14 protein-coding genes and 2 pseudogenes are annotated in these 14806 nt (G+C 36.9%); 8 read left to right on the plus strand and 8 right to left on the minus strand.

Features of this window, described 5'->3' with window-relative positions:
• Positions 1-21: 21 nt before the first annotated feature.
• The 3 genes from kynA (at position 22) to AKG34_RS18950 (ending at position 2574) form a co-directional block, all read left to right on the plus strand.
• Positions 22-867, plus strand: coding sequence for a tryptophan 2,3-dioxygenase (kynA, locus tag AKG34_RS18940; protein ID WP_180319948.1), 846 nt, complete (start codon positions 22-24; stop codon positions 865-867).
• A gap of 76 nt (positions 868-943) precedes the next feature.
• Positions 944-1570 (plus strand): arylformamidase, encoded by a 627-nt coding sequence (gene kynB / locus AKG34_RS18945; protein WP_053347527.1) that lies wholly within the window; start codon positions 944-946, stop codon positions 1568-1570.
• Positions 1571-1941: 371 nt separating this feature from the next.
• Positions 1942-2574, plus strand: a complete 633-nt coding sequence (locus tag AKG34_RS18950; RefSeq protein ID WP_053347528.1) for a LysE family translocator — start codon at positions 1942-1944, stop codon at positions 2572-2574.
• A 205-nt stretch (positions 2575-2779) separates the two neighbouring features.
• Here the strand turns inward: AKG34_RS18950 and AKG34_RS18955 are convergent, their stop codons facing one another.
• From AKG34_RS18955 to AKG34_RS28370, 5 genes are all read right to left on the minus strand, one after another.
• A complete protein-coding gene (locus AKG34_RS18955; protein ID WP_053347529.1) occupies positions 2780-3493 on the minus strand; it encodes a Dph6-related ATP pyrophosphatase in 714 nt (237 codons plus the stop codon).
• Positions 3494-4003: 510 nt separating this feature from the next.
• Positions 4004-4855 carry an MBL fold metallo-hydrolase gene (locus AKG34_RS18960; protein WP_053347530.1) on the minus strand — a complete coding sequence of 284 codons (852 nt, stop codon included), beginning with the start codon at positions 4853-4855 and terminating at the stop codon, positions 4004-4006.
• A 767-nt stretch (positions 4856-5622) separates the two neighbouring features.
• Positions 5623-6063: an SRPBCC family protein gene (locus tag AKG34_RS18965; RefSeq protein WP_053347531.1), complete on the minus strand. Its 441-nt coding sequence runs from the start codon at positions 6061-6063 to the stop codon at positions 5623-5625.
• 439 nt (positions 6064-6502) lie between these two features.
• Positions 6503-6883, minus strand: a complete 381-nt coding sequence (locus AKG34_RS18970) for a hypothetical protein (RefSeq protein ID WP_053347532.1) — start codon at positions 6881-6883, stop codon at positions 6503-6505.
• 26 nt (positions 6884-6909) lie between these two features.
• Positions 6910-7101: a hypothetical protein gene (locus tag AKG34_RS28370; RefSeq protein WP_053347533.1), complete on the minus strand. Its 192-nt coding sequence runs from the start codon at positions 7099-7101 to the stop codon at positions 6910-6912.
• 156 nt (positions 7102-7257) lie between these two features.
• Here AKG34_RS28370 and AKG34_RS28375 point away from each other — a divergent pair, with 156 nt between their 5' ends.
• The 3 genes and pseudogenes from AKG34_RS28375 to AKG34_RS18990 all read left to right on the plus strand — a co-directional run bounded on the left by AKG34_RS28375 (position 7258) and on the right by AKG34_RS18990 (position 8895).
• Positions 7258-7401, plus strand: coding sequence for a hypothetical protein (locus AKG34_RS28375; protein ID WP_053347534.1), 144 nt, complete (start codon positions 7258-7260; stop codon positions 7399-7401).
• A 64-nt stretch (positions 7402-7465) separates the two neighbouring features.
• Positions 7466-8224 carry a MerR family transcriptional regulator gene (locus AKG34_RS18985; RefSeq protein WP_053347535.1) on the plus strand — a complete coding sequence of 253 codons (759 nt, stop codon included), beginning with the start codon at positions 7466-7468 and terminating at the stop codon, positions 8222-8224.
• 10 nt (positions 8225-8234) lie between these two features.
• Positions 8235-8895: pseudogene (locus tag AKG34_RS18990) on the plus strand (GAP family protein).
• A 254-nt stretch (positions 8896-9149) separates the two neighbouring features.
• Here AKG34_RS18990 and AKG34_RS18995 read toward each other — a convergent pair.
• On the minus strand, positions 9150-10583 hold the full coding sequence (locus AKG34_RS18995) for a phospholipase D-like domain-containing protein (protein WP_053347536.1): 1434 nt from the start codon (positions 10581-10583) through the stop codon (positions 9150-9152).
• Positions 10584-10860: 277 nt separating this feature from the next.
• Between AKG34_RS18995 and AKG34_RS19000 the strand changes: the two genes are divergently transcribed.
• Positions 10861-11307 carry a hypothetical protein gene (locus AKG34_RS19000; RefSeq protein WP_053347537.1) on the plus strand — a complete coding sequence of 149 codons (447 nt, stop codon included), beginning with the start codon at positions 10861-10863 and terminating at the stop codon, positions 11305-11307.
• 790 nt (positions 11308-12097) lie between these two features.
• Positions 12098-12211: pseudogene (locus tag AKG34_RS29035) on the plus strand (cupin domain-containing protein); the annotation flags it as partial.
• 237 nt (positions 12212-12448) lie between these two features.
• On the opposite strand, the gene AKG34_RS19005 reads toward AKG34_RS29035, so the two are convergent.
• Both AKG34_RS19005 and ltrA read right to left on the minus strand, forming a co-directional pair.
• The gene (locus AKG34_RS19005) at positions 12449-13147 is read right to left on the minus strand and encodes a polysaccharide deacetylase family protein (RefSeq protein ID WP_053347538.1); all 699 of its coding nucleotides are present in this window, start codon (positions 13145-13147) and stop codon (positions 12449-12451) included.
• Positions 13148-13335: 188 nt separating this feature from the next.
• On the minus strand, positions 13336-14610 hold the full coding sequence (ltrA, locus tag AKG34_RS19010) for a group II intron reverse transcriptase/maturase (RefSeq protein WP_053347539.1): 1275 nt from the start codon (positions 14608-14610) through the stop codon (positions 13336-13338).
• Positions 14611-14806 lie beyond the last annotated feature (196 nt).

Raw genomic sequence — 14806 nt, forward strand, 5'->3', positions numbered from 1 at the left:
GGGGATTGCGGAATGAAGAATATGGATACCAATGAACAAACAATAACTGGGCTAGAGAAAGAAATTCAAACCGATTTTCAAAAATCGATGTCTTACGGAGATTATCTCCACCTTGATAAGATTTTAACTAGTCAACATAGATGTTCTGATCATCATGATGAAATGCTTTTTATCGTTATCCACCAAGCGAGTGAGTTATGGATGAAGCTCATTTTACATGAGTTGACAGCTGCTACTCAGTGTATACGCAATAACAATTTGGAACCATCATTTAAAATGTTGTCGCGCGTTTCGAGAATTCAGCAGCAATTGATTCAGTCATGGAGTGTCCTTTCAACTTTGACACCGGCTGAATACATGGAGTTTAGGGATAAGCTAGGACAATCTTCTGGATTCCAATCTTATCAGAATCGTTTGATTGAATTTGCACTAGGTAACAAAAATGTCCATACGCTATCAGTCTATCAACATCAGACAGATCTATACGAGCAAATGCAGCAGGCTCTTCATAAGCCAAGTATTTATGACGCGGCGATTAATGCTCTTGTGGCCCGTGGACTACCTGTTGATCAAGAAGCTATTAATAGGGATTGGTCACAAAGATATGAACCAAATACCAGTGTAGAAGAAGCGTGGCTGACAGTTTACCGCGATGTCGAGCAATATTGGGACTTATATGAGTTGGCCGAGAAGTTAGTGGACATTGGCAATCAACAGCAATTATGGCGTTTTAATCATATGAGTACTGTGGAAAGAATTATTGGTCATAAACAAGGAACTGGTGGATCATCAGGTGTTACGTATTTAAAAAGAGCTCTAGACCAACACTTTTTCCCAGAACTATGGAGTCTAAGAACGAAGCTATAATAAGGAATTAAGTAGGTTGTTCTTTTTGAAAAAGCGGCAAAGAAAGCAATAGCTAGAAGAGACGGAGGTAAGATGCATGGGTACATGGATTGATATTTCACAACGTCTGGATGAAAATGTCGCAGTCTGGCCTGGAGATACACCTTTCTCATACAAAGTCAATTGGAGTAAAGAAGAAAGTGGATCTGTCAATGTAGGTCAAATCAATATGAGTATACACACTGGTACTCATATTGATGCACCTTTTCATTTTGATAATGATGGAAAAAGAGTGATTGAACTGGATCTCGATTTATATATTGGAAGTGCCCGAGTCATCCATTTACCAAACAAGACAAGCATAGGAGTCCATGAATTATCCAGTATAGATTTAGAAGGAGTGACCCGTCTGTTAATTCGCACAGATGCCTGGAAGGATCGTCGTGTGTTTCCACAAACTATTCCTCATATCCAACCAGAATTAGCGGCTTATCTTTCAGAACTCGGTGTTCGCCTTATTGGTCTTGATTTACCATCAGTAGATCCATTAGATAGTAAAGAACTGTCTGCCCATCATGAACTTGCTGAGCATGGAATTCACATTTTGGAGGGGCTTGTATTAGATGATGTGTTACCAGGGGATTATGAATTGGCAGCCCTCCCACTTCCATTAGTTGAAGCAGATGGAAGTCCGGTACGTGCTGCGTTGAAAAAATCACCCTAAAAAGAAATAGATTTTCACTAGGTTTAAATAAAAAACAAGCCGAGTCACAAAATGATTCGGCTTGTTTTTTTATCTTTTTTAATTAAGGTGCCCATGGAGAATTGCTATTCATCCCCTACTTATAGAAAATTTCCCATAACATTTTTATCTCCTCCCTTAGTTCGATAAAAAAAAATCAAAATCATAGATAGATTTCAGTTTATTCTTTATTTAAGAGGTTATTAATGCTGTGTTTCATAGTTTTTTCACATGATCATAACTACTACTTACAGGAATTCGGCTTACTTATTTACCTCCCCAAACTACGTTCATTTATGTTAAATTAAATGTAACAATTTTTAGAATTTTCATCTTTGAATGGAGGTCCATAAATGGAAAACTTTTATTTGTTTGTGATTATGTGTATTCTTCTCATTATTCTACCTGGTCCAGATACAGCAATAACAACAAGGAATACCGTTACCGTTGGGACAACGGGAGGTTTTAAAACGATGTTTGGTACGTGTTGCGCACTTCTTATTCATACATCAGCTGCAGTGTTTGGCCTTTCAGCAATCATTGTAAAATCCGCTTTATTATTTTCAATTTTCAAATACGTCGGTGCCGTTTACTTGGTATATCTAGGTATCAAGACGTTATGGGGATTAAAAAACAAGGAAGTGGCAGCAACCACTGAAACGGCTGTCAAAAATAAGTATGAAAACCAGTCTTGCTTTAAGCAAGGGTTCCTTACCAACCTGCTGAATCCTAAAGTGGCAGTTTTCTTCTTAACTTTCTTGCCACAGTTTGTTGACCATGGAACCAATACATTTTTACCGTTTCTTATAATGGGTTTAACGTATACCGTATTAACCTTAGTGTGGTTTGTATTTTATATCTATTTATTGAATCAGATTAGTGCTTTTATGAAAAAGCCTAGAACACAAGCGATTTTTGAAGGAATAACGGGTGCGATACTGATAGGTTTTGGGATAAAACTAGCTCTAGAAAAAGCTCATAATTAATTGGCTGTTTAAGCCCCTTCGTTGATAAAACGAAGGGGCTTTTATTGAAGGATAATTAGATGACTTAGAGATACACTGACTTCAAGTTCTCTATGAAATTTCCCATCTAATCATTACAAAATGCAATCGGCCGTAACGTCGGACAAAAGCGATTGTCTGGCCCTAGAAAATAATCAGCTGTGGATTTGAAATAAATTCGTACCGGTTATAAAAAAGTTGCACCGTCCGCCATCTGATCTAGCTCCAAGGGCAAAAAAGCATATTCTCCGTCCTTAATAATCTCACATTTACGAACTGGAATAGGATATTTAAAAATGGGCCCATCTATTACTGTGGTATGGAATTCTCCACCTTCTCCGCAGGGGTCAATACCACGGGCTTCAAGCTCCTTCACGTATTCATGGGTTAATGTTCGCCCTAAATCGTTCTCTCGCATTCCCAATGATAAATTAACAGTTATAATTATCGTTACAAATCCTAGATTTATGAACTCTTCGACAGCTTCACGATGGTTCATTTCCCATAAAGGCATCCCAAGCTTTAATCCAGCATTCTTCGTAACCTTTTCATGCCAACAGCCATGAGCAGGCATATCTAAGTCTCCAGTTACTAACACTTCTGCTCCTTGATTTTTAGCTTTGTCTAAAAGGTACATAAATACTTTTTCATAATCTGTCCAACTTGCAGCTGCAGTATATACGGGCAAACCTATAGATTTAGCTTGGGCACGAATGAGTTCCGGAGGCATTCCATGGGATCTGGAACGTTTCCCTTCTTCTTCCAGCATGACGATCAATCCAACTGCTTCTCCAACCTTCACTGCTTTATATAGAGCTAAGACACTATCCTTTCCTCCGCTAAAAGAAGCTATAAATTTATGCCCGCGAGCACTATTTTTCCAATCCATTAATTCTGCCATTCCTATCTTTCCCCTTTATTCTAATGACTTTTTTCACGATGCCTGTTATTAGCCAATTTCATATTTTATATATGAGGTTTCATAGCTCTATTTGTTTGATTTTATCACTATTGGACCTTACAGATAATATATTATTGCACCCTGATACAATAAAAAACTTGAAATCTAATGATGAAGAAAAGAGAAGATTATCTCAAAGAAACTACTTCATTGTCGACAGAGAAAAGATAAGTCATATGAGGCTTTTCTTGAAATTACTACTGCAATAGTGATCAGGACGATCTTTCATTAAAGGGCGCGATTCTTAACGGGTGCGTTAGCTCGTTAAGGAACACAAAAATGATCAAACTTTTTTATAAAAGAATAATCCAATTAAATAGTATAAGGGCATGTTTTGATTAATCTTTTTTCAAAACATGCCCTTTCTATTTATACATTTATCTGGGTTTCTTGTATTAATTTGATCAAAGCTACATCAGCACCATATATTGCCGCTTTTAGTCCTCGTAATTATTCAGCATATCCGTTTACAAAAAAACCAACTGTTTCGAGTTCACTTTCGGTTAATTTCCGGTTTAGCTGCTTGGCCAATTCCTGCTCCATTAAATCACGACTTCCCTGATAGTTGACGACAAGCCTTGCACAATTTTTCATTAGCTTTAGCTCTGTCTCCATTTCCTGCTTCGTGCTGGGCTTTTCGTGATGGGAGAGTATATATGTATCGGCATCATAGGCTTCAATCTTCTTAATGAGTAGCAAAGCTTGTTCAGCCGTATAATTCCATTTTTCAGCATAAAGATTGGCATAAAGACAATCTCCTAGAAATAATGTTTTTTCCTCCGGAACATAAATGATACAAGAGTCTGCTGCATGATCACCGCCAACGTGTTCAATTACACAGGTTATATCGCCAAGATCAATGGTAATCGCTGTTTCAAAAATAATATCGGGCAACGGCAGGTCAATATTTCTCTTTGTCCCGAGTTCCAATTTGATTGCATCGGCACAAAATGGAATCTCAATCCCAGCATCGACCCGTTGATCAAGATCGAGATCTTCCCATGAAAGCTGCTGCATATCCTTAATATTGTTGTAAGTTTTCTCCTGACAAATTACCGGAATTCTCACATTCTCCAGTCCAAATACATGGTCCCAGTGGGAATGGGTAAGAACAAGAAAATCCCCGCTTATATTAGCCTGTAGTAATTCGTCCTGAAAAAGCTGTGCATGCTGGACAGAGTTACCGGCATCAATGATGATAGTTTTCTTAGTTCCAGAAACGGCGGCGAGAATGGGCCGATCAGTTTCTCCCACTGGAGTCAGGTAGACAAGATGTTTCGATAGATGCTGTAAAGTTTGCATGTTTCTGTTCTCCTTAGGATAGTTTAATTATCTGACCAAAACATCAATCAGCTTGCTTAAGTATAGCAAAATTACACATCTGTTGATTAGCTAATTATCCCCATAAAAAATTTACCTATTCTGTTACGATGATAAGCATTGAAATCATCCCTTTTAATTAGCAGACACACCACCATGTAACTTCCATGTTCTAAGCAACTTGATTTGTGGATTAAACTTCTGAATCAATTGTTCAATCTTTCTATCACATTCATTTTGACTCATAAATCTCCTGCTATACATATATTTTTCAAAAACTCATTTTATCGCGTTAGCTTTATTTCTATCATTATAATAATTAAGGTTTCCAATATGTTGAATTTTACATAATTTCCTTTCCTTAGTAACCATACACGCTAGTGTATCTTTGAAACAAAGTTTGATCAAATTAATACAAGAAACCTTGATAAATGAATAAATAGAAAGAGCATGTTTTGAAAAAAGATGAATCAAAACATGCCCTTATACTATTTAATTGGATTATTCTTTTATAAAAAAGTTTGATCATTTTTGTGTTCCTTAATCAACTAACGCACCCGTTAGTTCATTAAGAAAAGCGCTTCTGGAATATTGAAAAAAAGAGGCCATCCTTTTTGGACAGCCCGCTTTCCGCTAATTATAAAATTTCTAGTAGAGCTCGATATCATTATATTGGTCACTTCAGAATGTTACCATCTATACTTCAGAGAAGGTATCTCCAAAATGAATTGGCTTTCAATCTTTGAAAACTATGAGAATACTGCAATTTTACGTGCGATAGATTCTGTTAAACGAGATGCTACTTTTGGAACAGCCCATTTAATAATTGGTGTTAACACCGCACCAGATAATCCGCCTGCATGGATTTCCACCGTACAAGTCATTATTGTTTTACCATTAACATCTTCTGCAGTAAAGTGACCGCTTCCTGTAAAATTATCTGATAAACCTTTTAGTTCAAACTTAATATTTGAAGGTTCATTCCATTCGGTAATATCTACCTGCGCTTGTATTGTTTTTTTAATACCTTTCACACTACCTTCAAATGTCCAAATAGATTGCTTGTCATTTATGATTTCATGTTCTTTATAGGCTGGTACTGTCGTTGCCCATTTTTCGAGATCACTGACATAATCCCAAACTGCTTGTACATCTACTGGAACTACTACTGTATGCGTTCCCGTTGCCATTATGATCCCCACCTTCACTATGTATGAATTGTAACTTTACATTTCTACAAAATAATTATTACATAAAAAGCATAAACTTACATCACTAATTATACATAGCTTTCCTTCTTCCAATCCCCCAATTATTTGTAGAATCAAAATTTTCCAATCCTCCACAATCCTGCCCTTTAATGGAATAACAGGACTGACGTTTTTAAACGACTTTAATGTCACTTAACAGTATTCCTTATGGAACTATCCTGCCCCGTTAGTTGCATAAAGAAAAAGAGAGCCGAAGCAACTCCCTTATTGAAGTAAAGCACCCGTTAGTAAATTAAGGGTAGTTTTTAACTTGAATTTGAATGTATGATTATATATGACATTCAAATAGCCGCCAATTGGTGGCCTTCTTATGACGCTACGCACCCGTTGCCAATTAATCATTCCTTCGAAAAACTGATTAGTTCATATAGATTACTACAAGCATCCATAAAGCCAAAGCACCAACGATAGCAAGTGCTATACGCGTAGATAGTATCCGCACTTCAAAGTCGGTTTTCTTGGATGGTTCAGGATATGCAATTACGTAAATTCCCTTTAATAGTGCGAGCCATGCAATGACTGTGGTGAATCCCTGCCAGTTTAATGCCCATACATTATGCAGGATAACAGTGCCTAAGCCTAGGAAAATTGATAGAAAGCCATACATAATCCCAAATCCTCTGTCCTCGACCACTAATTTTTTCAGTTCACGTAGTACTGATGGACGTACGAAAAGTATTCCTGATACGATAACCGTCATCCATCCCCAAAACAACCCTAAAAAGGTACTTACTTCCATTATCATCTCACTCCTTTCAATTATATTTATATTTTTTCTAGTTTGAAAGTATGATTATTGTAAGAATCGTACATTTTTTCAAATGGGACGATATTCATCAAGTCAAAAGATTTTGCAGTTATTTCACCTTCAATAAATAGTTGAATTCCTTGTTCAAAATTTTTTATATGTATTTTACAGTATTTCTTCATTTTTCCATCCCTCTCTTTGGATACCATTATTGAAGGTGACCCCTCGTCAGTTTCAAGTTTTATATAGATTAATTAATTAAAAGTCTAAAAAAACTTGAAGCTTACGTTACGTCATTTTGTATACTGTTTAGTAACTACTTTTTTGAAATATCTAGATAGATTAGAAAAATAAGGGGGGGTTAGATGAAACAGGGAGATATTATTATTTATGGATGTGTCATTATAGGTGCTGGTGTTGGACTGACTCTGGATAATGCATTTCCTGGTGTACTGATTGGATTGGGAGCAGGGTACTTACTTAAAACTTTTTTTCGTAAAGAAGAATAAAAGTGGAATTAATAAACAGTTGTTAACGATAAGGTTTTAACGTACAGGAAGGTAGGTTTATCAGTTGATACATATTAACAAAGTTGGAGAGCTGACAGGTGTTACAGTAAGAACACTGCGTCACTACGATAAAATCGGATTATTAAAACCAACATCCAAAACAGAAGGTGGTCATCGTTTATATACGAATAAAGAAATAAAAAAACTACAGCAGATTCAATTTTTAAAAAAGATTGGATTTCGCTTAAATGAGATTAAGGATATGCTGGCTTCCAGTGAGTGGAATTGGTCGGATAGTTTAAAGAGTCAATTATCTTTTGTAATAAAAGAGCAGGAAAACTTAAAGAAAATAGAGCAGTCGTTACGGGAATTGATACATGGAATTGCTATAGAAGGAGAAGAAAACTGGATTGCGATTCAGAAGATCATGGTATTATCCAGTAAAGATAAAGAAATACAGCAGGATTATCGCGAATCTGTATTTAAAGAAAGAGAAATAAAGCTATGGAAAAAGGTGCCCAATATGACAAGTGACAGTTCTGATTCACTAGAATGGATTGCTCTGATAGGTCAGTTAAAGTGTTATATAAAGGACGGTCCCAAAGCAACCAAAGTTCAAAATATCATTAGAAGAATGGATGAAAAGCGTTTAGAGGAATTTGATGGTGAGAATGAATTTTTAGATAAGCTGTGGGAAATAAGGATGTCGGAAAAGCAGTCAGAGAAACTGGGATTATATCCGATTGATCAGGATGTGCTTGAGTTTATGAATCAGGCATATGTATTTTTTATGGCTGAAAAGAATAATCCTCAACCGGAATAGGGGGGAAAGAATGGTGAGTACAGAACTACTTTTCCTGATAGGAGGTTTGGCTTTACTGGATACGCTAAGCCCTGCCACATTAGGGGTAACGGTGTATCTACTTTTAACAGATAAAGAGAAACTTACCCAACGTTTATTGGTTTATTTATTGACGGTAGCAGGATTTTATTTTACTGTTGGGGTTTCACTCATGTTAGGATTAGTTTTTTTGCTTGAGATTATTTCTGGCATATTTCAAAATCGAATCGTAAGCTGGACAGTCTTTATTATTGGAGCAATTTTGTTCATCGCAAGTTTTTATGTTCCAACAAAGAAAAATTCAGACCTGCCTTCTCCAAAATCAAAAAGCATTCTTTCAATTGTGGCTCTGGGATTCACTACTTCATTAATTGAAGTAGGTACAGCATTTCCTTATTTTGCAGCAATCGGCATAATGACTACTTCTAATCTATCATGGATGGAATGGTCTTCTATTTTAGCTGGATACAATTTTATCATGGTGATGCCTTCCCTCTTTGCTGTTTCTCTTTTATCTCCTGTTTGGTCGGAGGATGCAAAAACCTCTTAAGAAACTTCGGGTGAAAATAGCCAATAATACAGGATCGGCTTTTTCTTGGATAATGTGTATTGTTGGAATCATCCTAATTCTTAATAGTCTGGATTACTTGTAGGGTGTTTGACTTGACCAAAGTATTAAATAAAGGCAGAAAATGATCAAACTTTTTTATAACCGGTACAACTTTATTTCAAATGTGCTGTTGGGGTTTGTGTTTTATATCTATTTTCTCAGCTTTCCCAACGTTAAAAAAGGCTTGATCTTTCTCCAACCTACCTTTATCCAGTGTCTTCGTTCCATCAAGCTTGGTATACTATTTCTCCAAACAAAAAGAAAACAATCACTGGATTGCTGTCTTTTCGTCATCATTCAAATGAACCTTTTCCAATATACCGTTATTTTCGAAAGGGCATTTAAAAAGGTCGCTTTAAAGAAAGATTCTTCCTTTTTCTGATCTTCAGGTGGTTCTATATATCTTTTATTGTCCGCGACGAGTGTACTATCTGAGATTTTCGACTCGATGGCCCCTATCAATTGCGCTGCAAATTCTTCACCATCGATTATCACTATCGATTCTGTATTTAAAAAGGCCGATCGCGAATCCAGATTGAAGGAACCAACTGCACTTAATCGCTGATCATAAACAGCCGATTTACCATGCAATGAATAAAGCTTTGAATATTCATAAAGCCTTGCTCCTGACTCAACGATACTATCCCTAAGTGCCAAGTAACTGGAAAAAGCTATCACATTCGGGGTTGATGTCACCGAGTTGGTAAGTATGGTCCAATCAGCTTTTGAATCCATATTCTTTGGTACATATTCCTTCATGGCATCCGCAGGAACAATATAGGGACTCTGGATAAGTACCGACTTATTGGCGTTCGCAGCAATATCCACTAGAGATCTCCACACAAAAGGGTGTTTATTGAAACGTTCGATTGGATTATGAATGAAGGACACTTTTTTAGTAGGTGTTGTAGACTGGCTCCAATCGACGGCCGGGTTAACGAAATCGGCATTATTTTGAATAGCTTTGCTGTATTGATTTAATAATGTATTTCTGACGCGTTTTCCTTTTTCCTTTTGCCTTTTCGAAAGGTCCGCAAAGACTTTGCTCGTATACGGATGAGTCCATAATTCATGTATATAGCCCTTCATTTCAACGATAACACTATCTTTCTCCTGTTTAGCATTGAAAATGAGTACATCCCGGTCATAGACATAATTCTTGGGCGGCGGATTGCTTGCTAAATACTTATCGGCGATATTCCTTCCTCCGATGATGCCTAACTTTCCATCTGTAGTGATTATCTTGTCATGGAGGCGGTTATGCCAGGTCCAGGGCTTAAATGGCTTAAAGGTTTCGTAGTACCTTAATTCAATGTTTTCATGCGATGCCAGTGCATAACGGACACTGCTTAATTGACCTCTGAGTCCATGAGAAATTCCATCCAGAAGGATTCTAACTTTGACACCGCGGTCAGCAGCTTCGAACAAGGCTCCAAGAATAAGTTCAGTTGATTTACCTTTTCCAAAAGCGTAGTAGGCAATATCGATTGAATGCTGGGCTTCCTGGATCATTCGCATTCGGGCTAGTCCCGATTCATAACCATCTTCAAGAAGCAGGACACGATCCACGGTGGATTCCTTCTCCCCCATATATGCACTAATATGTTTAATCGGCCTATCTTCTTCTTTTTCCTTGAGGAAGTAGAAAAGGACAACTGCCGTCACCACTATATACAGGAAATATAATAGAAGAACGAGCAGAAATCCTTTCATCATCGTTTGTGCAGTCATAGCGCTCTCCCCCTTTACCCGATATTTTATTACTATTCGTAATAAGTACGGACTCTATTCAACATCTTCAAGCTTAAATAAATCCTCATAAAAATAACCCCTCTGACTAGTTAGCCAGTGGGGCTTATTGATATTCATTTCCTTTTTCCACATACGGATACATTTACCGGTCTTAAAGACTCTTGAATCCTAGATGAAACTTTATTTTCCTTTTAAATGTGACAGAGTCGTGAACATGAAAGCAGTTGCATAATATATATATAGAAGGAGGGATTTCATGCTTAAACGACCTGATAAGATAAGTATTTTCAATTATTGTTTTGCATTAGGTGTTTCCGAGGTGTTCTTTTTATCTAGCTTTTATCTTTCCATTCTAGACGTTTCATTATTTGCTCTAGCTTTACCATTTTCCGCTTTATTTCTCTTAGTCTCCTTATACCTATTCCTTCGAACAAACAAAGCTGCAAAGACTTCACACAATCAAGAAGAACGAAGAAGTGAAATTTATGCTTTCTATCATCAATCTTTCGGGATCTTCACAATCATTTTTTTCGTTTTGCTCTTTGCGGCTTTAGCGTATATCCCCTTGCTGCAAAATGGAGGACATGTCTATATACTTTATTGTTTACCCATGGCGCTATTTTGTTTGATTCCTTCGATTACCTCGTACAAGGGAATGAAATTATACAAACTGGAATCTGACAAGAACTTAACAAAAATCTAATCTGGTTATACATGGCCCTAAAGTGGCTCCTCTTGGAATCCGAAAGCTTTAGTGCTTTTTTTATTTCACTTCGGGCATTTTACCAAGCCTTCAAGTTCCTAGATACGGCCTGGATAACGGGCACCGGCGGCAAAGCCTTTCGTTTTGTGCAAGATCTGCTTTGAAATAACTTCAAGATTTAATGAAAATGAATTAAACTTCATGTCCGTTACCGTTAGGCCTAACTCCATTTGCCATGTTTTTTAGTTGAATGTATAGGTAAAATGAGGATATAATAAAGATAACTATCATATATAAAAAAAGACACTGGTAAAAACCAGTGTCTTAATGAACAGCAAACTGCATAAAGAGCAGCGGCTTTCTGTGGTAAGTCAGTAGCTACTCGATCAAGAAAGTAACCCTTTTCCTACATACATCTGGCCGGATGGTATGGAGGGGGTTACTTTTTTAATGTAACCGCGATTACTGCGACGATTAAAGAGGCGAATGAGATCATAAGCATCAAACCGTCCATTATAGAAATCACCAGCGACACCCCCTTTCTTAAAGGAGTCACCGCTGCCCACTATACCAAATTGCTGTCCATATCCATTATATCTGTATTTTCTTGTTATTTATAGAAAAATATAGATATATTTATTTTCAGTATTACTATCCATGTTTTTTTAATAAAAAATCCCACCAGAGAACAAATTTTACGTGATTTACCCCTTATTCTTCCACTACACGACCATCTTTATAAATTTTGAACCACCCAATCGTACCTGCAGCACCTTGATCCATCCAATGTATGTTACGCCTAACTCCACCAAAAGTTTTCCAACTTTCCTATGGTGTCGATTCAAAGAAAATAGCCGATTCATTATCGCCAGTTAAAGAGTCGGTCGTAATTAGTCCTCCTACAAAAAATCCCTCTAATAATAGAGATCCTATCTCACAAAATACAAACCGTACCGAACCTGCTTACAAATGAAAGGCAAAATGGGAAAGGGGAAAGAATATCCATAAATATTAATGAGAAACCAATTCTTAATGTAACTAACCTGGTCCTTTCGTTACACAACAAAAAGGTTGCCGCAGTAACCCTGATTTTTGAAGTGGTTCATTCAGGTCGTAAAAAATACACTAATAGCTATATAACTTAAAAACCCTGAAGCTCATTAACAGTTACAAATGTATATCCTTCTTCTGATAACAATTTTAATACACCTTCAATCGCTTGAAGTTCTTTACCAGTATCATCATACATGGGATGCATTAAGATAATCGAACCTGGTTTAATATGATCCTTCACATAATTTACTTTGTCAGCAGCAGAAGTGTAATAGCTATCTGGCTCAATATTCCAGGTTATAGTGTCCCTATCATTTTTATTTAAGTAATAAGGCAAGCCTACAAGTTTTTTTCCGTTGGGTGGTCGAACGTCAATTTCACCCTTATATCCGAAGTTTTGAATTAATTTATCCGTTTTCTCGATTTCCTCTTTGATATAGGAGGACGATTTAAAAACCATTCGCTTGTGAGAATAGGTATGATTTCCAATTTGATGTCCTGCTTCTACAATTTTTTTAGCTTCCTCTGGGTATCTTTCTATTTCATTACCGATTAGGAAGAATGTAGCCTTTACATTGTATTTATCTAATAGTGGTAGAATCTGATTTACATTCTTCGATGGACCATCATCAAAAGTCAGAGCAACCACTTTTTGATTTGTCTCAACTTTTGCTGTTAACCCTCCGAATAATTGGTGTGTTCTAGAATTCATTAATTTATATGTACTAAATAATAGAATGAAAACTAACAGTAATCCGATTCCAATAAATATTAATTTCTTTTTCATAAATACAACCTTTCTTTCTAAAAGTTTTTTTAATTATTTATTATAACAAAAACCGTTCCCCCCTCTTAACCAGCTATTTTTACTATCTAACCTTCTTTAGTTCAAAATCGAGTAGGGAGAAAATAAGTGTATTATTTTCGCCCCTCTCACAACACCGTACGTACGGATCTCGTATACGGCGTTTCAATTTATATTACAGTGTGTACTTTTAAGTAACGTTCTAAAGCAGAGGGGACTCCCCTCTGCTTGAGTCGTTTATTTGAGATTGCTCTTTGAACAACTTTCGATAATCCGATATACCGGTAACCTTTTCGACAGTAGGTTAATCCTTTCGCTTCTTCCTCCGGAATTCCTAGTCGAATAAGCGATTTAATTTGTTTCTTCGCTACTTTCCATTGTTTCCATATGATGACCCTAATTCTAGAGCGAAGCTTTGTGTCTATTCGTTCCGTCGTTTTTTTCATGTTTGCCACTCTGAAGTAGTTTACCCATCCAACTATTACTTGGTTCAATTTCAATATTCGGTAGGCTAGTGGAACATTCCAATTTCGCTTTGTCAGTTGTCGGAGTTTCCTTTGAAACTTCTGTACAGAACTTGGATGAGGTTTCACTTTATAGTTGTTGTTATTAGCGTCGTAATAATACCCAAATCCTAAGAATTTCAACTCTTTTGGACGTGAGATTCTACTCTTCTCTACGTTGACTATCAGGCCTAATTTCTCTTCTATAAATCTCACGATTGTGCTCATTACTCGGTTCGCTGCCTTTTCACTTTTCACAAAGATAAGGGCATCATCAGCGTACCTCACGAACCTTAGTCCTCTTTTCTCCAGTTCCTTATCAAGTTCGTTTAACATTATATTACTTAATAGTGGACTGAGGTTGCCTCCTTGCGGAGTACCGACAGGTGTGTCTTCATATTTTCCATTCACCATGACTCCACTAACTAAGTATTTTCTGATTAACGATATGACATTTCCGTCTTTTATTGTGTTGGATATGATTCTCATGAGTTTATCGTGATGGACGGTATCGAAGAATCTTTCAAGATCAATGTCGACTACCCAATCATGTTCATCATTCAGAAACTCCAGGCTTTTTATAATCGCCATTTCACAACTTCTTTTTGGTCTAAAACCGTAGCTGAATTCGCTAAACTGTTCTTCAAATATCGGACTGAGAACCTGATGAATGGCCTGTTGAACGACCCTATCCACTACTGTTGGTATTCCCAATTTGCGCATCTTTCCATTTTCTTTTGGGATCTCCACTCTTAAGGCAGCTTGTGGTTGGTATTTTCTTGTTCTGATGCGCTGACGCAGTTCATCTTTGTTCTCTTTCAGGTATTGCTTTAGTTCGTCGACTGTTACTCCGTCGACCCCACTTGCACCTTTATTTTTATAGACACGTATGTAGGCTTCGTTCATATTTTTATTACTTAGGATTTGTTCTAAAAGTTCCACACTCGTTTCTCCTTTCCTCTCACGTAGTAAGTGATATCTCCATTTTGGTTATTCTTTGAGGTACGCTCATACTTTCACCATTAACACATTCGGAGTTCGTCACTTACGCATTCGTGGCGTTGAAACACTATAAATTGTTCAGCCCTTCATGAAATTATTTCATTACTATGGCTTCTGCTGACTTCTTGCGACTAAC

The organism is Peribacillus butanolivorans, from assembly GCF_001273755.1.
GTDB classification, from domain to species: Bacteria; Bacillota; Bacilli; order Bacillales; family DSM-1321; genus Peribacillus; species Peribacillus butanolivorans.